This is a genomic window from Mesorhizobium yinganensis (assembly GCF_040081985.1).
GTDB lineage: Bacteria > Pseudomonadota > Alphaproteobacteria > Rhizobiales > Rhizobiaceae > Kumtagia > Kumtagia yinganensis.
The window spans coordinates 418,944-441,108 of record NZ_JBEBMH010000001.1 but is presented as its reverse complement, the minus strand read 5'-3'; the positions used below and the strand labels follow the sequence as shown (position 1 = coordinate 441,108).

20 protein-coding genes are annotated in these 22,165 nt (G+C 64.5%); 11 read left to right on the top strand and 9 right to left on the bottom strand.

What is annotated here, in order from left to right:
• Nucleotides 1-75 precede the first annotated feature (75 nt).
• Nucleotides 76-2,469 carry a transketolase gene (locus ABMA59_RS02095; RefSeq protein ID WP_349003634.1) on the bottom strand — a complete coding sequence of 798 codons (2,394 nt, stop codon included), beginning with the start codon at nt 2,467-2,469 and terminating at the stop codon, nt 76-78.
• Nucleotides 2,470-2,598: 129 nt separating this feature from the next.
• Here ABMA59_RS02095 and ABMA59_RS02090 point away from each other — a divergent pair, with 129 nt between their 5' ends.
• Nucleotides 2,599-3,078 (top strand): Lrp/AsnC family transcriptional regulator, encoded by a 480-nt coding sequence (locus ABMA59_RS02090; RefSeq protein ID WP_349003633.1) that lies wholly within the window; start codon nt 2,599-2,601, stop codon nt 3,076-3,078.
• Between the two features lie 257 nt (nt 3,079-3,335).
• Here the strand turns inward: ABMA59_RS02090 and ABMA59_RS02085 are convergent, their stop codons facing one another.
• Nucleotides 3,336-4,379, bottom strand: coding sequence for a LacI family DNA-binding transcriptional regulator (locus ABMA59_RS02085; protein WP_349003632.1), 1,044 nt, complete (start codon nt 4,377-4,379; stop codon nt 3,336-3,338).
• The gene (locus ABMA59_RS02080) at nt 4,376-5,179 is read right to left on the bottom strand and encodes an SDR family NAD(P)-dependent oxidoreductase (protein WP_349003631.1); all 804 of its coding nucleotides are present in this window, start codon (nt 5,177-5,179) and stop codon (nt 4,376-4,378) included. Before ABMA59_RS02080 ends, ABMA59_RS02085 begins: the two co-directional genes overlap by 4 nt.
• 264 nt (nt 5,180-5,443) lie before the next feature.
• On the opposite strand from ABMA59_RS02080, the gene ABMA59_RS02075 reads away from it, so the two are divergent.
• From ABMA59_RS02075 to ABMA59_RS02040, 8 genes are all read left to right on the top strand, one after another.
• Nucleotides 5,444-6,871 carry an extracellular solute-binding protein gene (locus ABMA59_RS02075; protein ID WP_349003630.1) on the top strand — a complete coding sequence of 476 codons (1,428 nt, stop codon included), beginning with the start codon at nt 5,444-5,446 and terminating at the stop codon, nt 6,869-6,871.
• 393 nt (nt 6,872-7,264) lie between these two features.
• Nucleotides 7,265-8,185 (top strand): carbohydrate ABC transporter permease, encoded by a 921-nt coding sequence (locus tag ABMA59_RS02070; protein ID WP_349003629.1) that lies wholly within the window; start codon nt 7,265-7,267, stop codon nt 8,183-8,185.
• Nucleotides 8,182-9,009, top strand: coding sequence for a carbohydrate ABC transporter permease (locus ABMA59_RS02065; RefSeq protein WP_349003628.1), 828 nt, complete (start codon nt 8,182-8,184; stop codon nt 9,007-9,009). The genes ABMA59_RS02070 and ABMA59_RS02065 overlap by 4 nt, the downstream gene beginning before the upstream one ends.
• The gene (locus ABMA59_RS02060; protein WP_349003627.1) at nt 9,006-9,899 is read left to right on the top strand and encodes an SMP-30/gluconolactonase/LRE family protein; all 894 of its coding nucleotides are present in this window, start codon (nt 9,006-9,008) and stop codon (nt 9,897-9,899) included. The genes ABMA59_RS02065 and ABMA59_RS02060 overlap by 4 nt, the downstream gene beginning before the upstream one ends.
• Nucleotides 9,900-10,417: 518 nt before the next feature.
• The gene (locus tag ABMA59_RS02055) at nt 10,418-11,242 is read left to right on the top strand and encodes an SDR family NAD(P)-dependent oxidoreductase (protein ID WP_349003626.1); all 825 of its coding nucleotides are present in this window, start codon (nt 10,418-10,420) and stop codon (nt 11,240-11,242) included.
• A gap of 551 nt (nt 11,243-11,793) precedes the next feature.
• Entirely contained in the window at nt 11,794-12,582 is a 789-nt protein-coding gene (locus tag ABMA59_RS02050) for a hypothetical protein (protein WP_349003625.1), read from the top strand.
• 461 nt (nt 12,583-13,043) lie between these two features.
• Nucleotides 13,044-14,162 carry a mandelate racemase/muconate lactonizing enzyme family protein gene (locus ABMA59_RS02045; RefSeq protein WP_349003624.1) on the top strand — a complete coding sequence of 373 codons (1,119 nt, stop codon included), beginning with the start codon at nt 13,044-13,046 and terminating at the stop codon, nt 14,160-14,162.
• A gap of 305 nt (nt 14,163-14,467) precedes the next feature.
• Entirely contained in the window at nt 14,468-15,496 is a 1,029-nt protein-coding gene (locus ABMA59_RS02040) for a LacI family DNA-binding transcriptional regulator (RefSeq protein ID WP_349003623.1), read from the top strand.
• Nucleotides 15,497-15,564: 68 nt separating this feature from the next.
• Here the strand turns inward: ABMA59_RS02040 and ABMA59_RS02035 are convergent, their stop codons facing one another.
• Genes ABMA59_RS02035 through ABMA59_RS02010 form a run of 6 tightly spaced genes read right to left on the bottom strand, consistent with a single transcriptional unit; the run spans nt 15,565 to nt 19,921 of the window.
• Complete coding sequence (locus tag ABMA59_RS02035; RefSeq protein WP_349003622.1) at nt 15,565-16,353, bottom strand: SDR family NAD(P)-dependent oxidoreductase; 789 nt, start codon at nt 16,351-16,353, stop codon at nt 15,565-15,567.
• 12 nt (nt 16,354-16,365) lie between these two features.
• Complete coding sequence (locus tag ABMA59_RS02030; protein WP_349003621.1) at nt 16,366-17,133, bottom strand: SDR family NAD(P)-dependent oxidoreductase; 768 nt, start codon at nt 17,131-17,133, stop codon at nt 16,366-16,368.
• A 19-nt stretch (nt 17,134-17,152) separates the two neighbouring features.
• Entirely contained in the window at nt 17,153-17,485 is a 333-nt protein-coding gene (locus ABMA59_RS02025; protein WP_349003620.1) for an EthD domain-containing protein, read from the bottom strand.
• Nucleotides 17,482-17,967, bottom strand: coding sequence for a VOC family protein (locus tag ABMA59_RS02020; protein WP_349003619.1), 486 nt, complete (start codon nt 17,965-17,967; stop codon nt 17,482-17,484). The genes ABMA59_RS02025 and ABMA59_RS02020 overlap by 4 nt, the downstream gene beginning before the upstream one ends.
• Nucleotides 17,968-17,970: 3 nt before the next feature.
• Entirely contained in the window at nt 17,971-18,843 is an 873-nt protein-coding gene (locus ABMA59_RS02015; protein WP_349003618.1) for an amidohydrolase family protein, read from the bottom strand.
• Nucleotides 18,836-19,921: a tartrate dehydrogenase gene (locus ABMA59_RS02010; RefSeq protein WP_349003617.1), complete on the bottom strand. Its 1,086-nt coding sequence runs from the start codon at nt 19,919-19,921 to the stop codon at nt 18,836-18,838. The genes ABMA59_RS02015 and ABMA59_RS02010 overlap by 8 nt, the downstream gene beginning before the upstream one ends.
• Nucleotides 19,922-20,493: 572 nt before the next feature.
• Here ABMA59_RS02010 and ABMA59_RS02005 point away from each other — a divergent pair.
• Together ABMA59_RS02005 and ABMA59_RS02000 are read left to right on the top strand one after the other, a co-directional pair.
• Nucleotides 20,494-21,243: an SDR family NAD(P)-dependent oxidoreductase gene (locus ABMA59_RS02005; protein WP_349003616.1), complete on the top strand. Its 750-nt coding sequence runs from the start codon at nt 20,494-20,496 to the stop codon at nt 21,241-21,243.
• A 32-nt stretch (nt 21,244-21,275) separates the two neighbouring features.
• Nucleotides 21,276-22,154, top strand: coding sequence for an SMP-30/gluconolactonase/LRE family protein (locus ABMA59_RS02000; protein WP_349003615.1), 879 nt, complete (start codon nt 21,276-21,278; stop codon nt 22,152-22,154).
• The last annotated feature ends 11 nt before the right edge of the window (nt 22,155-22,165 follow it).

Here is a 22,165-nt window from a genome sequence, read left to right as displayed (position 1 = left end):
TCCGCCTGGTGCGCTTGGCGGCGCATGCGCTGGTATTCCGATGCCAATGGCGATCAAGGTTGACCGCCGCCGGTATTACACCGCCCGCAAATGCCGGATCGGCCGCCCCGGCGCGACCGCCTGCGCCGCGGTGATGATGCCGCGCGCGTCGATGCCGAAGTGGCGGTAGAGATCGGCGATGGTGCCGGTCTGGCCGAAATGTTCGACGCCGAGCGAGCGCGTGCGATGCCCCATCACCGAGCCCAGCCAGGCGAGCGTCGCCGGATGCCCGTCCAGCACGGTGATCAGAGCACAATGCGGCGGCACGCCAAGCAGCAGCCGCTCGATATGGCTCAGCGCCTGGGAAGCGCCCTGCTCGCGCGCCCGAGACGCGGCGGTCCAGCCGGCGTTCAGGCGGTCGGCGGAGGTGACGGCGAGCAGGCCGACGTCGCGCCGGTCCTCGGCCATCAGCCCGACCGCCTCGATGGCTTCCGGCGCGACCGCGCCGGTATAGGCGACGACGACCTGCGCATTCGGCCCCGGCCGGCGCATCCAGTAGGCGCCGTCGATCATGTCCTGGGCAAGGTCGGGTCCGATCGCTCGCTTTGGCTGCTCGATGTTGCGGGTGGAAAGGCGCAGATAGACCGACCCGCCGGTCAAGTCGCGCAGCCAACTCCGCGCATCCGGCTCTGCCTCGCCCGAACGCTGCATATAGTCGAACGACCAGCGCAGGATCGTCGCAAGCTCATCCACATAGGCCGGCTCGAAACTCGCCAGCCCGTCCTGCGCCATGCCGATCAGCGGCGTGGCGATCGACTGGTGCGCCCCGCCCTCCGGCGCGAGCGTCACACCCGAAGGGGTCGCCGCGAGGATGAAACGCGCGTCCTGATAGCAGGCGTAGTTCAGCGCATCGAGGCCGCGCTCGATGAACGGATCGTAGAGCGTGCCGACCGGCAGCAGCCTTTCGCCGAAGATCGAATGCGACAGGCCGAGCGCCGACAGCATGATGAACAGGTTCATCTCGGCGATGCCGAGTTCCATGTGCTGGCCTTTTGGCGAAAAGGTCCAGTTGTAGGTCGAGGGAATGCGCTCCGCCTTGAACACGTCAGCCAGTTCATCGCGCGCGAACAGGCCGCGCCGGTTGACCCAGGCGCCGAGATTGGTCGAGACCGTCACGTCGGGCGAGGTGGTGACGACGCGGTCGGCGAGCGGCGTATCACTCTTGCCGATCTCATGCATCAGCAGGCCAAACCCCTGCTGGGTCGACATCGCCGCCTGCGGCGAAAAGGCCAGCGCCTCCGGCACGGCGATGGCCGGGGCCGAATAGCGCCTACGACCGGCCTGGACAAATGGGACCGCCGAGAGGAAGCGCTTGAGGACGGCTTCAGGGATTTTGATCCCTTCGAACCGCTCCCATTCACGTCCTTCCCGGACAGCCATGATCTTGCGCAGGGACTCGACCTGGGTCGGCGTCATCAGCCCCGCATGATTGTCCTTGTGGCCCGCCAGCGGCAATCCGAAACCCTTGATCGTATAGGCGATGAAGCAGGTCGGGCGGTCATGCTTGCGGGCTTGTTCGAAGGCATCGAGGATGCTCGGCAGGTCGTGGCCGCCGAGATTGCCCATCAGCCGTGCCAGTTCGTCGTCGCTGCGGCTGTCGATCAGCCGCGACACCGGCCCCTGGTCGCCGAGATCATCGCTGAGGCGCTTGCGCCAGGCGGCCCCGCCCTGGAAAGTCAGCGCCGAATAGAGCTGGTTCGGGCAGGCGTCGATCCATTCGCGCAGCTTCTCGCCTCCCGGCTCGGAAAACGCCTGCTGCTGCAATTCGCCATGCTTGAGGATGACGACATCCCAGCCGAAATTGCGGAAGATCGCCTCGAATCGCGCCCAAAGCCCTTCGCGCACCACGGCATCGAGGCTCTGCCTGTTATAGTCGACCACCCACCAGGTGTTGCGAACGCCGTGTTTCCAGCCCTCCAGCAGCGCCTCGAAAATGTTGCCTTCGTCCATCTCGGCGTCGCCGATGAGCGCCACCATCTTGCCTTCCGGCCGCTCGAGCCCCCAGCCTTTTGCGCGCACATAGTCCTGCGCCAGCGCCGAGAACAGCGTCTGCGCTACGCCGAGGCCGACCGAGCCGGTCGAAAAATCCACATCATCGACGTCCTTCGTCCGCGACGGATAGGATTGTGCGCCCTTGTAGCCGCGAAAGTTCTGGAGCTTTTCGAGGCTCTGGTTGCCGAGCAGGTATTGGATCGCGTGAAAGATCGGGCTGGCGTGCGGCTTGACCGCAACGCGGTCCTCGGGGCGCAGCGCCGAAAAATAGAGCGCCGTCATGATCGTCGCCAGCGACGCCGAGGATGCCTGATGCCCTCCGACCTTCAGCCCGTCATCGCTGTCGCGCAGATGATTGGCGTTGTGGATCATCCATGTCGCCAGCCAAAGCACCTTGCGTTCCAGCGCCGCGAGCGTTTCGAGATCGTGCCTGCTCATGAAAACCTCCCCGAAGCACAATCGATCTTAGCAGGGACTATCCGCATATTGCGGCCAATCTCGGCTTCTGGGATGGTTTGAATTGGCGGATTCCGCCAACGTGACCATGCAAACGCGGAAAAATCACCAATGCGCGAACTGGACGAGATCGACCGAAAGATCATCGCCGCCATCCAGATGGACGGGAAGATCACCACCCAGGACCTTGCGGACAAGGTCGGGCTGTCCGCCTCGCCATGCGCGCGGCGCGTGCGACTGATGGAGCAGGACGGCATCATCAAGGGCTATACGGCGGTCATCGACCAGAAGAAGGCCGGCCTGCCGATCAGCGCTTTCGCTTCGATCAAGTTGGAGCGGCAGCGCGAGGAAGACCTCGACCGCTTCTCGCAGGCGGTGACGCGCTGGCCGGAAGTGCTGGACTGCTACCTGATGACCGGCCAGCGCGACTATCTGCTGCGCATCGTCGTGCGCGACCTTGATGCTTATGAGGAGTTTCTGAAGGCCAAGCTGACGCGGCTCGACAATGTCGCGTCGATCGAAAGCAGCTTTGCGTTGAAGCAGGTCAAGCGGTCGGAGATATTGCCGTTGGGCACTTACCCTCCGACCTGATAGCTGGACTATCGCATATGGGCGTTATCCTCCCCGAACCGGCTTCGCCGGTTCGTCTCGGCATCACCCCCTTGTATCTGCACGAGAGTGATTTTGTGCGATTGCAGCGACTGAACCTCGAACCGGATGGCCATCCGGTTCGAGGTTCAGTCGCTGCAATCGCACAAAATCACTCTCGTGCAGATACAAGGGGGTGATGCCTCCGCGTCTCGCCAAAGGCGAGGCGGGGAGGATCATTTGTCAACAAAGCTCAATTGCTATTGACCTGCGTCAGCGGGAGAGTCGGGCCACTTCGGCGGCGGCGCCACCGAGGCGCGCGAAATCAGCGTCGGCGCGACGTCGACCACGACATCCTTCGGCTCGCGGCCTTCGATCATGGCGTGCAGTTCCTCGACGGCGAGCGTGCCCATCTCGTCGAGCGGCATCGCGATCGCCGTCAGCGGCGGCGCGGAATAGTTGGCGTCCTCGAAGTCGAGCGTCACCATGGAGAGATCCTCCGGCACCCGCACCCCAAGGCTGCGCGCGGCGGCCAGTGCGCTGATGCCGACCAGAAGGTTGGATGCGAAGATGCCGGTGGGACGCGGTTTTGCGGCAAGCAGCTTCAGGCAGGCATCGAAGCCGCCCCGCCGCGAATAGGGTTCGACCGCATCCACTACATCAGGCAGTCCCGCCTTCCTCGCCTCCCCGAAAAAGCCGGCACGGCGGCGGCGCGCCGTGTCCATCTCGTCAGAATCGCCGATGAAACCCAACCGCTTGTGCCCCGCCTCGATCAGCGTGCGCGCCGCAAGCCGTGCCGCGGCCTCGTCATCCACGGTAACACTGCGCCCTATGCTGGCGCGGCGGTTGACGAAGACATGTGGCACCGGCTGCGCATCGATCGCCGCGATCAGGTCGCGCTTGGCAGCGACCGCGATGATAAAACCGTCGATGCGCCGCTCAGCCACAAGCTTGCTGTAGATCGACGCCGAGGCCGCGTCGTCCTGCGCCTCGGCGACCAGCGTGACGTAGCCCAGTTCCTCGGCCCGCCGCACCGCCCCGCGGATCGTCGCCGCATAGATCGGGTTGGTGAGGTCGGGCAGCAGCACGCCGATGGCGCCGGTGCGCCGCGTCCGTAAATTCCGAGCCAGCGCATGCGGCCGGTAGTTGAGCCGCGCCGCCTCGTCGAGGATCGCCTTGCGCGTCTCCGGGCGCACGCTGATGCCGCCGCCATTGACGACCTTCGACGCCGTCGAAATGTCGACGCCGACGGCCGTGGCGATGTCCTTCAGCGTGGCTGGCCGGGGACGCGGCGATTCAGTCAAGCACGCGCCTCCTGATAGCGGGCAAGCAATTGCGCATCCGGATTGTATCGATAGCAGCGCGAGGTCAAGCCGCCATCGACCGCCAGCGACTGCCCGGTGACGAAAGAAGCCTCATCCGAGAGCAGCCAGGCGACGGCCGCGGCCACCTCCTCCGGCTCGCCGATGCGCTCCAGCGGGTGCTGGATCGACATTTCGCGCTCGGCAATTATGGGGTCCGGGCTCTCGCGGATCACCTGGCTGACCAGCGGCGTGCGGATAGCGCCCGGCGCCACCGCATTGGCGCGGATGCCGACCGGCCCGTATTCGACGGCGATGTAGCGGGTCAGCGCGTCGATGCCGGCTTTGGCGCAGTCATAGGCCGCCCACATGTTGAAGGCCGAGCGGCCGTGCACCGACGAAACGTTGACGATGGCGCCCACCCTGCGCTGCCGCACCCAGGTGGAGATCGCCTCCGACGATCCCCAGAAATGCGACATCAGATTAACCTTCATCAGCCGCTCGACCTCGGGCTCCTTCGGCTCGTGCAGATTGCCCATCAGGGCTATGCCGACATTGTTCACCCAACCGCACAACGGAGCGAACGTCTCGGCCTTTTCACGCGCAGCGGCCAGCACAGCGCGCTCGGAAGCATCGCCGATGATCACGTCGTGGCCGGCGCCGAGGTCCGCCCGGGTCTTTCCGCCGGTCTCCGGGTTCAGCTCCAGTCCGACCACGCTCCATCCATCGGCCGCGAGCCGCAAGGCGATGGCCCTGCCTATGCCGGTTCCGCAGCCGGTGACGACGACACTTTTCCCGCTCATGACCAATTTTCTCCCAATCCGGTTCCGGCATTTCGCTCCGGGTTTGCGGAGCGCTCCCACGCCTAGAAAAGACCCGATCGGGAATTTAGGCAATGGTTTGACTAGATTGCGGGTCAAGAATTCGTCCGCTCCGCGCATTTTTTCGGAATTTCAGATGGAATCGATAACAAGGCGTCACTCAAACGATTGACTAGTTCGAAGCAGCGTAGTTAGCTTGGCATAAGCCGACGTTTCTAGCTTGGCGTTTCACCTCGGGAGGAAAATATGGACGACAGCACCAAGACAGGCGTTTTGAACGCGCTCGCGCATGCCTCGATCGACCGCCGCCGCCTGCTGCGGAGCGCCGGCATGCTCGGCCTTTCGGCCGCGCTGGCCGGGCGCTTCGGAATGGACCCGGCGCTCGCCGCCGATTTCGACTGGAAGAAGCATGCAGGCACGAAACTCTCGATCCTGATGACGGGTGACGAGAACGACCACCGCGCGCTGGCCGACATGCTGCCGAAGTTCACCGAAGAAACCGGCATGGAAATGGAGATCACCTCGCCGGCCCTCGGCGCGCTGATCGAGAAGACGCTGCAGAACCTCAAGGCCGACAAGTCGTCGTTCGAGCTGATCGAATATCTGGGTTTCCTCACCACCCAGCAGGTCGGCGGCGGTTATTACGAGCAGCTCAACGCCTATATCGACGATCCGTCGAAGACCCCGCCCGACTGGGACATCGCCGACTTCCTGCCGCCGGCCATGGCCAATGTCGGCATCTTCGACATGGCGACCGGCACGGTCGGCCAGGGCAAGGATATTTACGGCATTCCCGGCCTGCATTCCGGCTCGGTCATCTATTTCTACCGCAAGGACCTGTTCGATGCCGCCGGCCTGAAGCCTGCGGCCACATGGGACGAGTTCAAGGCCGCAGCCGAAAAGCTGAACAGCGACGACGTCGCCGGGTGCTCCTTCATCGGCGCCAATGATTTTTCGCTGGCCGCGGTCGACTGGTACACGCGCTTCATCACCACCGGCGGCAAGCTGATGACCGGCTCGCCGAAGGAAAAGAATTTCATGCCGCAGGTGAATTCGCCGGAAGGCATCGGCGCCCTGCAGATGCTGATCGACCTCCTGCCCTACGCGCCGAAGAACGTCACCAAATACGGCTTCGCCGAAAACGTCGACGGCTTCTCCACCGGCAAGATCGCCCAGATGATCTTCTGGTCGACCATTGCCGGCCCGATCCTCAACGGCGAAAACTCGATGGTGGCCGACAAGACCGGCACCGGCCCCGTGCCGGCAAAACCCGGCGAGACGCCGCGCGCCATCCAGGGCGGCTGGGGCGTGGCCATCCCGAAGAACGCCGATCCTGCCAAGAAGGACGCCGCCTGGCTGGCGCTGACCTGGATGACCAGCAAGGACTTCAACAAGTACGAAGTCGAAAAATACCAGATCGACGCCAGCCGCACCTCGGCCTTCACCGATCCCGACCTCGTCGCCAAGCTCCCCTACCTGCCGGACGCGCTGAAGGCTGCCTCGACGGCGGAGATCATCCCGACCTCGCTCATCCCGGAATTCTTCCAGCTCAACGACATGATGAACGTCGAGTTCAACGCCGCCCTCATCGGCCAGCAGGACGCCAAGACCGCCTGCGAGAAGGTGCAGAAGCAATGGGAGGACGCATTGCGCAAGGCGGGGCATCTGGCTTGAGCGGCGACTTCGGCGGATTTGAAGAGTGATTTCGCCGTTGCGCATTGTCGAACGTTTCGCGACCGGCCGCCTCACGCGGCCGGTCGTCCAGCCAAGCTGGAACACCCCTCATCCGTCTCGCCCTTCGGGCTCGACACCTTCTCCCACAAGGGGAGAAGGTGGGAGACTGCCGCAGTGCTTCCGCCAATCTCCGACGTCGGCGATTGACTGTGAGGCTGGCGCGAAAATCCCCCTTCTCCCCTTGTGGGAGAAGGTGTCGCCAAAGGCGACGGATGAGGGGTGTTCCAGCTTGGCAGTGGCATCCGATGAACAAAATGGTTCTGAAGACAATTTAGGACGTCTGGCTAGGTGGCGTCGGTTTGATATCGTTTTGAATTCGGCGGGGGCCGAAGCATGAGCGCCGTCAGTGCCGCTCGGCAGTCGGTCGCGGTCATCGAAGGCCGCGACCGGCCGGCGCTGACCGCCTGGCTGCTGCTCGGGCCTTGCGTGCTCTATCTCGCCGCCTTCGCCATCTACCCGCTGTTCTACAGCCTGCGGCTGTCCTTCACCGACCTGACGGCCGCCACCGGCACCGGCAATTTCGTCGGGCTCGCCAACTACTACGCTCTGCTCGCCGATCCGCTGTTCTGGAACGCGGCCATGAACAGCGCCATCATGGTGATCGCAGCCGTTGCCCTGCAGGTGGTGCTCGGGGTTGCGCTGGCCATGTTCTTCGACCTCGATCTCAAGGGCGCTTGGATCGTGCGCGGCATCCTGCTTTTGCCGATGCTGATCACCCCGATCGTCGTCGGCGTCATGTGGCGCGCGCTGCTCAACCCGGACTGGGGCATGGTCGACTGGACCATCTCGGCCATCGGGATCACGCCGCCCGACTGGCTGGGCTCCGTCGGCATGGCGATGGTGACGCTGATCCTCGTCGACACCTGGCAATGGACGCCCTTCGTCTTCATCATCGTCTTCGCCCGCCTGCAGGGGCTGCCGCGCGAGATCTTCGAGGCGGCGGAGGTAGACGGCGCCAGGCCGATCGTCAAATTCCGCCGCGTCGTCCTGCCGATGCTGATGCCGGCCATCGTCTTCGCCGCCGTGTTCCGGGCGGTCGACGCCTTCCGCTCCTTCGACCTGATCTACGGCCTGTCCTATGGCGGGCCGGCGCGCGGCACGACGACGCTCGCCTTCTTCTCCTTCCAGAACGGATTCCAGTTCCAGAACTACGGCTACGCCGCCGCTGTCGCCTATTCCATGCTGATTATCATCGCCGTCGGCACGACCATCCTGCTGCGCTACGTGCAGCTCCGGCCAGGGCAGGCGCGATGAGACCCGGCCGCATGATCGCCTATGTCGGACTGGTAGCGCTCGGCATCATCGGCGCAGCACCTTTCCTCTACCTCGCCATCCTTTCCACCAAGAAGAGGATAGAAATCGTCGCCCAGGTGCCGCCGACCCTGAATTTCAGTTGGGCGCAGATCACCAAGAACTACTCCGAAGTGCTGTTCAGCCAGGGCATGCTGTCCTTCACGCTGAACTCGATCATCGTCGTCGGCCTGTCGACGCTGATCGCACTCATCATCGGAACGCCTGCCGCCTACGCTTTCTCACGGCTCAAATTCGCCGGCAGCGACCGCATGGCAAGCACCATCCTGTCGATGCGTTTCATGCCGCCCATCGCCGTCGCCATACCCCTGTTCCTGACGGTCAAGGCCATCGGCCTTACCAACACCTATCCGGGGCTGATCCTGCCCTACATCTCCTTCTCGCTGCCCCTGGTGGTCTGGATCCTCATCGGCTTCTTCGACGAGGTGCCGCAGGAGATCGACGAGGCGGCGATGATCGACGGCGCCACCCGCATCCAGACGCTGTGGCGGGTCATCATTCCGATCGTGCGGCCCGGCATGCTCACGGCAGCACTTTTCGGCGCGCTGTTCACCTGGAACGAATTCCTGGTCGCGCTCTACGTCATCGATTCCCGCGCCTTGCAAACCATCTCGCTGGGTGCTGCCACGCTGGTGAGCGCCCAGCGGCCGATCGACTGGAACATCGCGGCGACGGTCGGCGTCGTCACCGTCGTTCCCATCCTCATCTTCTCGCTTTTCATCCAGCGCTACATCGTGCGCGGCCTGACCGCAGGAGCCGTCAAATGACCGATTATGGCAAGCCCGAACTGATGGCCGAGGGGCTCGGCTGGCCGGAAGGGCCGACGATGCAGAAGGACGGCAGCGTGGTCTTCGTGGAAAGCTACCGCAGCCAGCTTTCGGTGTTCCGAGACGGCAAGGTCAGCCGCCTCGCCTACACAGCGGGCGCGCCGAACTCCTGCGTGGTCGGCGCAAAGGGTGAACTTTATGTCTGCCAGAATGGCGGCACGGTCGGCCCGTGGCGCGCGGCGGAAATGAGCGTGCCGTCGATCCAGCGCGTCGAGCCGGGCGGCAAGGCCGTCATCCTCGTCACCGAGGTCGAAGGCATCAAGCTGAACGGCCCGAACGACCTTGTCTTCGGCGCCGACGGGCACCTCTATTTCACCGATCCCGGCACCTACAATCCGTCCGATCCGGACCCCAGCTACATCTTCGCCATCGCTCCCGACGGCACGCCGCGCGTCGTCGTCGCCTTCGAGAAGCCGGTGTTCCCGAACGGGCTCGCGGTCGAGGCCGACGGCTCGGTGGTCTGGGACGAATCCTACACCGGCCACGTCCGCCGCCGCCGCCCGGACGGCAAGATAGAAGACCTGGGAAGGATGCCAGGAGCGAACCCGATCCTCGACGGCATGAAGATCGGCGCCGACGGGCGGCTGTACGTCACCGATCTCGTCGGCAAGGGCATCCACGTCGTCCAGCCCAACGGCAAGGTCGACGCCTTCATCGAGGTCGGCGGCGCGCCGACCAACTGCATCTTTTCCGGCGAGACGCTGTGGGTCACCGACGCCACCGTGCTCGCGGCCAGCGACAAGCCCAATCTCGGCGGACAACTTTGGAAGCTTACGGTCCCCGGCGGCGGCGCGCCGACGGCGGCGGGCAGTATCGCTGGAGGCAAATGAACGGGGGATCGACCGGTGGCGCCGCCCCTCATCGCCCTGCCGGCGTCCTTCGGACCTCCCCGCGAACGGCAGGGCAATCGCCATGGACATTATCCGCTCCGAACCGGCTTCGCCGGCTCGTTTCGGCACCACCCCCTCACCGGCCCTTCGGGCCACCTCTCCCCCTGCCCGGGGGAGAGGATTGCCGGCCGCGAGCTTGGCGCCAATCGTCGAAGTCGCGATCCTCTCCCCCGGGCAGGGGGAGAGGTGGCCCGAAGGGCCGGTGAGGGGGTGATGCCTCCGCGTCTCGCCAAAGGCGAGGCGGGGAGGATCACTTTCCAAAGCAAGTCCATATGCGATTGCCTGCCGTGAAACGGGGAGAAGGGATCTGGCCGCAATGCGGGCAATCCTTCTGCAACGTTGACGATCGGCGAAAGCGGACGCGACGGCTTCCTTCTCCCCGTTTACGGGGAGGTCCGAAGGACGCCGGCAGAGCGATGAGGGGCGGCGTAAACCTACACTCGAAGTGGAGCAAAGACATGACACCGCGAGAACCCTTCCCCGGCCTCTCCCACAGAGGCAAGATCGCATTTGTCACAGGCGGCGGCTCCGGCATCGGCCTGGAGACAGCGCTGACCCTGGCCGACCTCGGCGCCGACGTCGCCATCCTCGACTGGACGCCCGGCGCCGCCGACCAGGCGGCCGACGAAATCCGCAGGATCGGTCGGAGTGCGCTGGCCTTCACGGGCGATACAGGCGACGAAAAGACGGTCGTCGACGCCTTCGCGGCAACGCGGAAAGAACTCGGGCCGGTCGATGTCGCGGTCGCCTGCGCCGGCGTGCTCGGCGCGGGCGGCCCGGTCTTCGACACCCCACTCGCCGATTTCGAGCAGGTGATGGGCGTCAATGTGCGCGGTTCGTTTCTCGTCGTCCGCGAGGCGGCAAAGCAGATGCGGCCGAAAAAGTCGGGCGCCATCGTGCTGCTCTCCAGCCTCGACGGATTGCAGGCCGAGCACGGCATGTTCTCCTACTGCGTATCCAAGGGCGCGCTGCTCAACCTCGCCCGCGCCGCCGCGCTCGACCTGGCGCGCGACCGCGTCACCGTGAACTGCGTCTGCCCAAGCGTCACCAAGACGCCGCTGCTCGACGGCCGACTGGCGACGGTTCCCAACGGCGCGGAAATCCTGCAATCCTACGCCGACCGACATCCCCTCGGCCGCGTGCTGTCGCCGCGCGACATCGCCGCCGCAATCGCCTTCATCACCTCGCCGGTGGCGACCGGCATCACCGGCGCGGCGCTGCCCGTCGACGCCGGGATCGGCGCCACCTGGGACGATTTCAAGACGCCGGCCTGGGCGGTGTAGCGGCTGTTCGCGAAACCATCCCAAACCTCGATCCACACAATCCCTGATTTGCTCCCGGGAGCGCGGCACCTTGGCAATCAGGTTGGGCCGGGCTCCGCCAATCTCCGGCAGTGTCGTTCGGTGAATCGGCAGCCACCCATCCGCTTCCCGCTCTACAGGCCGGCGGCCGAAGGACGGATAGCGCCACCGAAACGGGGAGCCGCGGACGAAAATTTATTGTCTTCGGCGGAAAGGCCACGGCGGTCCAGACGTCGCAAGGATCGAGAAAAGACAGGCCGTCCCGACACTTGTGTCGGAGATTGCAAGGGTGGAGCACGCCACTGGCGCTCTATTTGCCGGCCTTCCCCAGGATTGTTTTCCTGACATCTGTCCCCACCCTCCCGGCAGCAACGATAATGGCGCCGCCTATGCTGGAAAGGACGCGGCGGTGGAGTGGATGGACGGGAGCGCGGCAATCGAGCGAAACTGGGAGGCGCTGAAGCGCATCCTCGTCACGCTGATTGCCATGGCCGAGATGGGCGTGGCGAGACAGGGCGCTGAGGGCCCTAGCGATGGGAGCGTTGGCGCTGGGAGTACGGGCGCTGGGAGCCTTGGCGCTGGGGGACAGTTTACTTTCTTTCCGCGGAAAGGCGCGGCCGCTTCAAGGCTGGCGCAAGCGGAGTAAACTGTCTCCGGCACTTACCCTTCCCCGCGCTCTCTATCTCGCCATCCTGCGGCTGTTGCGTCCGGCCGAAGCCGCCGCGCGGCGGCTGATCATCGCGGCGGCGCGCGGGATCGTGGTAACCCTCCCGCCGGCGCGCCCGCGCAAACCAAAGCCCGCGACATTGCGAGGGCCACGCGCCTTCATGCCAAAGGGACCGAAGAAACGTCGCCGGCCCGCCCCGCGCATCATCCTCTCGCTGTCGCTGCTCGATCCGCCGCGGCGTCTGTTCCAAATCCCCCGCCGCGTCGTGCCCGCCCACGCCGCCCCGCGCATCCTGGGCCTCGACTTCAACGCGACGTACCGCCCGCTGCCGCCCCCGCCCTCTTCCGACGACCCGATCGACGCCGCCCGTCTCGGCCAGCGCCTTGCCGCGCTCACCGCCGCGCTCGACGATCTGCCGGGCCAGGCACAACGTTTTGCCCGCTGGAAGGCGCGGCGCGACGCCGCAATCGCACGGCACGAACCCGTCTCCAGCCGGCGCCTTTCGCCGCTGCGGCGCGGGCGTCCGCCCGGCGGCCGGCTGTCGCGCTACGATCCCGTCGCGACCCATCCGGGAAAAATCCGCGAGGTCGACGAGATCCTTGCTCACGCCCATGCGCTGGCCGTCTACGCCCTGGATCGCCCCGACACGTCATGACGGCTACGCCCTTGCCGGACACCACAAATCCAAGGACCAACGGCAGGCGCGTATTTTTTGCGCGGCCTGGCGACGATCCCTGCTGTCGGAAAGCACCGTGCTCATCTGGTGGAGAAACTGGCGAGGCAGGCTTTGGCACCCTGTCTTGCCGACACCGCTGAGCTGCGGCGATGTCCAAAAACCCTCACTCACCATTCTCCCGCAATGATCGCCAATCGGCTGAAACGGTTCCGTTTGCGACCTCCCTCCCCAGCAACCGCCATGTTACGCCTTTTAGTCTGGCCGCACATGTGCCGGGCGTCAGCACCTGGTCAGCAGCCATTCCGCCCGATTGCTTTGCACTATTCCTCGATTCCCACCTGCCACAACGTCGAGGGCGCCGTGCGCGGAAGTCTCTTGACCGCACGATCGAGCATGATTATCGTTGGAAACGTTTCAAAATATCGCATGACGAGTCCCAGATGGTTCCGAATTTGAAGATCGAGCGGATCGAATGCATTCCGCTGTCGATGCCGCTGCCGCGCACCTTCCGCGGCAGCAATTATTTCATGACGCATCGCTGCACGATCATCACAAAGCTCTACACCAGCGCCGGTATCGTCGGCGAAATCTACAATGGCGACGAGTTCGAGACCCAGGCCGAGGTGGTAAAAATCATCCTCGACGAGATCCAGCCGCTGCTGATCGGCATGGACGCCTTCAACGTCGAGGGCTGCTGGGAAAAAATGCGAAAACCCTCCACCAACATTTTACGCGACCGCAAGCTGGCGATGTGTGCGCAGGCCTGCGTCGACAGCGCCATCTGGGACGCCGTCGGCAAGGCGCTCGACGCCCCGCTCTACAAGCTCTGGGGCGGTTATGCCGAAAAGCTGCCGGTCATCTGCATCGCCGGCTACTACGAGGAAGGCAAGACATTGGCCGATTTCGGCCGCGAAATGGAGCAGATCCGCAAGGACGGTTACGCCGGCTGCAAGTTCAAGGTCGGCGGCCGCACGCCGAAGGAGGATGCCGAGCGCGTCCGCGCCGGTCGCTCGGCGGTGGGCGACGATTTCGCCCTCATCGTCGACGCCAACCAGGGTTACAGCCTGCGCCAGGCCGTCGAGTTCTCGCGCCATGCCGAGGACCTGAACATCCGCTGGTTCGAGGAGCCCGTGCACTGGCAGAACGACCGGCTCGACATGGCCGCTGCGCGCAACCTCACCGGCATTCCCGTCTGCGCCGGACAGAGCGAGATTTCGCGCGCCGGCTGCCGCGACCTGATGATGAGCAACGCCATCGACGTCTGCAATTTCGATGCGAGCTGGGGCGGCGGCCCGACCGAATGGCGGCGTGTCGCCGCACTTGCCCAGAGCTTTTCGATCCAGATGGGGCATCACGAGGAGCCTCAGATCTCGGCGCACCTGCTGGCCTCGGTGCCCAACGGCACCTATCTCGAAACCTTCCACCCCCATCGCGATCCGATGTTCTACGCGCTGGTCGCCAACCGGTCGAAATTCGACAATGGCTGGTACGACGTGCCGCAAGGCGCTGGCTTCGGCATCGAAATGGACAAGGCCGTCATCGAAAAATATCGGGTTTGAGCATTGAAGCGTGTCGTACCCAATCGGTCTCATTCTGCCGGTGACGGTTTGGGCCAAGGTCAAGGGCTTCGTCGCAGGCCGGGCTGGTGGCCCGGACAAGACGAAGCCCTTGACCTTGGCCCAAACCGTCACCGGCAGAATGAGGCCGATTGGGTACGACACGCTTCACACCGGGGATGAAGCGCATTTTTCAGCGGACAGCGACGGGGACGGCGTTGAAGTTGACGGGGGTTCAAGGTAGCGCCTGAGAAAGTACCGGGAAACTTCGCCGAACCGGCCAGCAGTCGGCGACATGGGAACAGGCTTTGTCGATCGCCAGGGATAAGCCCGCCACCATAAGGGACGTCGCCAGGGTGTCCGGCGTCTCCGTCGGCACCGTATCGCGCAGCCTGAACGCCCCCGACCTTGTCCGCCCCGAGACGCTGGCGAAAGTGCGCGCCGCCATCAGTGCGCTCGACTTCCGGCCGGATTCGCGCGCCCAGAACATGCGCCGCAAGAGTACGCTCACGGTCGGTTTCATCGTCGACGACATCGCCAACCCGGTGCATGCCGAACTGTTCAAGGCCGCCGACGCGACGCTCCGAGAGCACGGCTTCTCGCTCTACCTCGTCAACACCGACGGCCGCGCGCGCCAGGAGGCGGACGCCGTCGAGATGCTGCAGCGCGGCCGCGCCGACGGCATTCTGATGACCATCAACAGCGAGCGCGACCCGGTCACCTTGAAGCGCCTGGAGGCGCTCCGCGTGCCCTCCGTGCTGCTAGACCGCGATGTGCCGCTGCCGCTCGACGCCGTGCTGCCCAACCACGCCGCCGGCATGGCCCAGGCGACGGAGTATCTGATCGGTCTCGGCCACCGCCGCATCGCGCTGATCACCGCCGGCCCCGACATCAGGCCCGGCCGCGAGCGCGTCCGTGGTTTCACCGAGACGTTCGAGCGGCTGGGGATTTCGCTGCCGCAGGATCTGATCCGGTCGCAGAGCCTTTCGGCCGAATACGGCTTTCGCGAAACGCTGGCGCTGCTGCAGGCCCGCGAGCGGCCGACGGCGATCATCGCCGGCGGCAACCGCACGCTGGTCGGCGTGCTGCGCGCCTTCCAGGAACTGGGAGTCTCCTTCCCCGGCGACATTTCGCTGGTCTCCTGCGACCAGACCGACGTATCGCGGCTCTATCCCGGCCCGATCACCCTGATCGACCGCAGCATGGCCGACATCGGCCGCACCGCGGCGCAGCTCCTGCTGGAACGCCTCGCCGGCAACGAAACCCTGCCCCCTCGCCGCGTCACCTTTCCGACGCGCCTCATTCTTGGCCGCTCCTGCGCCCCGCCGAAGGGGTGAGTGCCGCTGAGACACCCCCCACTCGCTTGAACGATTTCGCCCTACCGCCGATCGTCGATGCAGATCCGTCATTCACCCGGCACAGCCGGCGGAGGCACCAGCCAGTCGGCAATGTGCACCATTCCCTGCACCGTCCAGCCGCCGTCGACCACCAGCGTCTGGCCGGTGATATAGCTTGCCCGGTCGCTGGCGAGATAGACGACCGGATCGGCGATCTCCCACGGTTCGGCGAGCCGGCCCATCGGGATGCGCTCGATCTGCCAGTCGCCGCGGATGGAACCGTCCTTCAGGCCCTGTTCGATCAGTTTGGTGCGGGTCGAACCGGGCGCGACCGCATTGACGCGGATGTTGGCAGCCGCGGTCTCGGTCGCATAGACGCGGGTGAGGCCTTCGATGCCGGCCTTCGCCGCACTGTAGGGTCCGCGCCCCGGAATGCCGACGATGCCGGCCGCCGAGGCGATGCTGACGATGGCGCCTCCCCTGCCCCGCGCCCGCATGCGGCGAATCGCCTGCGCGCAACACAGATGCATGCCGGTGAGATGCGTGTTGAGAACCAGGTGCCAGTCCTCCGGCCGCATGTTCTCGGCAAGGGCTACCCGCTGCACGCCGGCATTGTTGACCAGCACGTCGATCTGTCCGGTCTCGCGGTCGATAGCGCCGAAGGCTTTCTCGACGCTGCCGGGGTCAGCGACATCGACCTTGAGATAGGTCACGCCGGCCCGCGCCTCGTCGGGATCGTTCAGGTCGAACGAAAAGACTTTTGCACCCTCCTCGATCAGGCGGGCGGCGATGGCGTCCCCAATGCCACGGCCCGCTCCGGTGATCGCCGCGACCTTTCCTGAAAATTCGCCAGGCATCGCTCCAGCCTCTCAATACATCAGCCAGCCACCGGACACGTTGATCGTCGCCCCGGTGATGTAGTCGGCATGGTCGGATGCAAGAAACAGCACGGCGCCGGCCAGTTGCGACGGATGCGCCATGTAGCCCAGCGGGATCTGCGTAACCTGCGCGTCGAGTGCTGCCTGATCCATGCCGCTCCGCATCATCGCGGTGTCGGCTGCGCCCGGCGAGACGGCGTTGACGGTGATCTTCTGCTTGGCAAGCGAGCGCGCCATACCGCGCGTCATCGAGACGATGCCGCCCTTGGTCGCGGCGTAAGCGACCGACCCGCCAAACCCGCCACTCCAGAACCCTTGTGACGTGAAGTTGACGATGCGCCCACCCCCGCCCTGCTCGGTCATCTGCCGCGCCGCGGCCTGCGCCAGGAAAAAGCTCGCCTTGAGATTGACGTCGTGCTGGAAATCCCAGTCGGCCTCCGACACATCGAAAATCGTCGGCCGCCGCACCAGCACGGCCGCCGTCTGCACCAGCGCATCGAGCCGGCCGAATTCGCTGACGACGCGGTCGATCAGCGGCTTGTGGCCGGCAACCGGCTTCAAATCGTAGCCGATCCCGATATGCGGCCCGCCCTCCATCTTGGCGACGACTTCGTCGGCGCGCTTCTGGTCGATATCGACTGCCGCGACACGTGCCCCCGCTCCCGCGAAGGCCATCGCAACCTCCCGGCCGATGCCGCCGGCCGCCCCCGTCAGCAGCACCGACTTTCCCGCGAGACCCGCATTCAGATCGAAAGGCATTTGCGCTTCTCCGAAATTCTCAGCGGCCGTCCGGTGGCTGGACGACGGTTTTCTCCTCCACGAAGCAGGCCTGGATCTCGCGCGTGAATTTTGGCCGGTCCGCCGCCAGCAGCGACTTGTACGGCTCGGTTGCGAAGGCCGCATGCGCCGCCTCGACGCTGTCGAACCACAATTCGCCGACACCGTCCCAGCGCGCCTCCTCGGGCGTCCAGCTCTGCACGCGGCCGAAGCGCAGCCCGCGCACGCCCGGCATCTGCCTGACAATATCGGCATGCGGGCCGGTCCAATGCGCGAAGAACTCCTCCTCGCTCATGCCGTCCTTGCGCCTAAGAAAACTGACGCGCTTGATCATGCCGATTTCCCCCGTGCCGGCGGCTGAAAGATCTCCAGCGTAATCCCGTCATGGATGCGCAGATAGGCCCCGCGCGCGCCGATGTTCGGGCCGCCGTCTATGTCGACGGGACCGTCGGGCGTCAGCGGCCGCGCGCCGGCATCGACCGCCCGCCGAAAACTCTCCGCCGCGTCCTCGACCTTGACGCAAAGATGGACATTGCCGGGGTTGGAGGTGCGGTCGGGATTGGGCGAACGCTCGTCAACCTGGTAGTCGAGCAGTTCGACGATCACCCCGCCCGGCAGGTCGATGAAGGCCGCGTTGATCCTGACTCCCGGCATGCCGACAATGCGACCGAGATAGGGCCGGTCCAGCACCGTCGCCCACCGCGCCGGCTTGCCGAGGAACGTTTCCCAGAACTTCAGGGCGCTGTCGCGGTCGGCCACCGTTAGGCCGACATGATGAACGCCAAGCATGACCGCCGCATCGGTTGTGTCAGGCATGGCTCAGATCCTGAAGATGCGTTCGGCGTTGCCGGAGAACATTTTGACCTGCTCGGCGCGCGGAAAACCGGAAATGATCTCGGCATAGGCATTGATCACGTCCGGGTAGGAACTGAACATGCGGTCGACCGGCCAGTTGGTGCCGAACACCACCCGATCCGACCCGAACGCCTCGATGCTGCCCAACACATAGGGGCGGATCGAGTCCACGGTCCAGAGCGGGTCGCGCATGCCCAGCCCGGAGACCTTCATGATGACGTTGGGCGCATCGGCCATGATGGCGATCGCGTCGCGCCAGCGGCAGAAATAGTCGGCATCGCGCGCCCCCGGAATCGCGCAATGGTCAACCGAGATGACCGTTTCCGGGAAGGTATGGGCGAGATCGAGTACGTCAGCGGCGCGCTCGATGCTGGTGTCGAGACAGCATACGAGGTCGCGCGGTCCGAGTTCGGCGAAGCCTCGCCGCCAAGCGGGATCTCTCAGATAATAGTCGCCCTCGCCGAAATCGCGGATGCCGCGCAGGTTGGCGAATTTCATGTGCCGGTCGAGCACTTCGCCCGCGTGCGGCAGTGCCAGATGGCATTCGGCGACGATGCCGTGCGGATAACCGGTCTCGTCGGCGAAGGCCTGGAGCCAAGCCGTCTCGTCGACCGGGTCCGGCGTGTTGACGGCCGCCTGGACGTGGATCGCCTTCGGCACGTTGGCGAAGCGGATTTCGGCGAGATAATCCTTGATGCGATAGCGCTGCGCCTTCAGCGGGTCGGTGTCGGACAGGAAGCCGTGCACGGCATCCGGCTCCAGCCACCCATAGCGCAGCGTCGGATGCTTCATGTCGTGCAGGTGGAAATGCGTATCGACGAAGGCGAGTTCAGCCATCGACCAGCACCTTCTTCGCCGGATGTTTTGACACCGCATCAGCCACGGCTTGCCCGAGCGAGGTGGTCGAAGCCGTGCCGCCCATGTCTCGCGTCAGGTTTTCGCCGGATGCCAGCACGCGCTCGATAGCGCCCACAATAGCATTGGCAGCATCCTTCGCGCCGAGATGCTCCAGCATCATCGCTCCCGACCAGATCTGGCCGATCGGATTGGCGATGTTCTGGCCGGCGATATCCGGCGCCGAGCCATGCACCGGCTCGAACATCGAGGGAAACCGCCGCTCGGGATTGAGATTGCCTGATGGCGCGATGCCGATCGTGCCGGTCACCGCCGGGCCCAGATCGGATAGGATGTCGCCAAAAAGATTGCTCGCCACCACCACGTCGAAACTCGCCGGCCGGCGCACGAAATGCGCGGTCAGGATGTCGATATGATACTGCTCGGTCGCCACGTCGGGAAAATCCTTGGCGTTGGCGCGGAATCGCTCGTCCCAGAACGGCATGGTATGGATGATGCCGTTGGACTTGGTCGCCGATGTCAGTTTTTTCTTGCGTTTGCGCGCCAGATTGAAGGCGAAGCGCATGACGCGGTCGCAGCCGAAGCGCGTCAGGATCGTCTCCTGGCTGACCATTTCCTGATCCATGTCGGGAAACATCCGCCCGCCGATCTCGGAATACTCGCCCTCATTATTCTCGCGCACGATGTAGAAGTCGATGTCCCCCGGATTTGCCAGCGGCGACGGAACGCCCTCGAAGAGACGGACGGGGCGAAGGTTCACATATTGCTGGAAATTGCGACGGATCGGCATCAGCAGCGTCCACAGCGATTCCACATCCGAAACGGTCGGCCAGCCGATGGCGCCGAGGAAAATGGCGTCGTGGCCCGCGATCCGGTCGAGCCCCTTCTCCGGCATCATGCGGCCATGGCGGGCGTGATGGTCGCAGCCCCAGTCGAGCCGGTCCCACGAAATGTCGAGGCCGAATGCCTTTGCCGCCGCCTCGACCACGCGGATGCCCTCCGGCACGACCTCCTTGCCGATGCCGTCGCCTTCGATCACCGCGATCCTGAAGCCAGCCATATCGTCCCCGGACAATGGAGCGTGATTGGCGCTCCTTTTATGATATCGTTTCCATTATTAGCGGTGCTTTTCTCCATTTTCAAGGCGGCGTTTCCGCTGAATGACCAATTGGATATGTTGGCCTGAAACCTCGGCAGATTTCTCCCAAACGCCGTGAGACGTGCCGATCAAGGGACCGGGACTCGCATAGCTACGCACCAACAATTGCATGCGCTCAATCGCTCTGACGGCCCTCCCGCGACACAGCATTCCGCACTGCACAATGGTTTGACCGGCTTTTACGGCGTTCCAACCAGGAGCTCGCGGAATTCCGGGATCGCCACGCAAGGCACTCAGATCGGCATCGAACCTCGCGAACGGCGCCTCCTGCCCCCGTTCCACGCGGTGCGTTGTCTTTTCACTTTCCACCATGCAAATAAATCGCTTGCACGCCATGGGAACGTTTCAATATAGTTCCCCCGATATCGCCCCAGAGATCGGGCGGCTACCGGGTCGCTGCCTTTGCGGGCGGCATGCGTTGATGAATTTCCGGTCGCAAGGAATGGCGGCGCGAAGGCGCCTCGGTGAGGTTGATGGGTTCAGGGCACGGCAAGAAACGAGCGGTGGTGACCGGTGCCGCGCGCGGTATCGGCAAGGCCGTCGTCGGCCGCCTGCTTGCGGAAGACATCGAGGTTTTGGCCGTAGACATCGACGAAGACCGGCTGAACAACCTCACTGACGAAGGATGCTCCACGCGGGTCGTGGATCTTTCGGATCATTCTCAGCGCGAGGCGCTGGCCGGCGATGCCGCCGGGTACGACTACCTCGTCAACTCGGCCGGCATGCTGCGCGTCAAGCCGATCTTCGAGGTGACGGTCGAGGAATGGCGCGCCATCCAGACGGTCAACGCGGAGTCGGTGTTTTTCCTCTGCCAGGGCATCGGCCCAAAGCTCAATCCGGGCGGCGCGATCGTTAACCTCTCGTCAAGCTCCGCCAAACTGGCGACCTCGACGGATGTCGCGCCCTACGCCGCGTCGAAGACGACGATTCTGTCGATCACCCGCTCGTTCGCCTATGCGCTGGCTGACCGACCGGTCAGGGTCAACGCCATCTGTCCCGGCATTGTCGACACCGAGATGCAGGATAATTTCCTGGCGGGCGTGGCGAAAAAGCGCGGCATCACCGCCGCCGAATTGGACGCGCAGCGCAAGAAGGCCGTTCCGCTCGGCCGCGGCGCAAGTGCCGAGGAATGCGCCGGACTGATCTGGTTCCTGCTGTCCGATGAGGCGGCGTACATGACCGGGCAGGCCCTGAATTTCACGGGTGGAACGGTCAACTGGTAAAATCCGAGACGAGGACTTTGGGGAGGAGACAAATGAAGAAGCCCATCAAGATCCGCGCGACGGGCCTCGGCCATCCGGAAGGCCCCTATGAGCTTGACGACGGCCGCGTGATCTACGCCAACACCTATGCCAGCGAGATCGGCGTCTGGGACCCCAAAACCAACACCCAAGGTCAATATGCCTTCGTCGGCGGCGGGCCGAATGCCTGCATGCTGGGATCGGATGGCGCCATCTATTCGACGCAGACGCCCAATGTCGGCGCCTGGGTTGCACCGGTGCATCGTCCGCCGTCGATCCAGAAGACCCTGCCCAACGGCAAGGTCGAGATTCTTGTGACCGAGGCCGACGGCAAGAAATTCGACGGGCCGAACGACCTCACTTTCGGCGCCGATGGCCGCCTCTATTTCACCGATTCCGGCGACTGGAACCCGGCCGACAAGCCACACCCCGGCCGCATCATCGTTGTCGAAAAGAACGGCGTCGCGAAGATCCTGGAGGAACTCGACTATGTCTATCCGAACGGCATCGTCGCCGAGCCGGACGGGTCGATCGTCTGGGTCGAATCCTACACGCTGAAGGTCGTCCGCCGCAAACCGGACGGCACCAAGACACATCTTTGGACGCTTCCGGACGGGCATATCCCGGACGGCTTCAAGATCGATGTCGACGGCAATTTCTGGATCACGGCGGTGGCGGGCGGCGGTGTCGACGTCATCGACACCAACGGCAATTTTTTGCACTTCGTCGAGACCGGCGGCACCATCCTCAACTGTTGCTTCGGCAAGGGCGGCAAACTGTTCTGCTGCGACATGGGCCCCTTCGATGTCACGGGCGCGGCCATGACGGGGCAACTCATCGAGGTCGACGTCGGGGTCGAAGGCATGCCGCTGTTTCGCGGCACAATCGGTTAGGGCATAAGCAT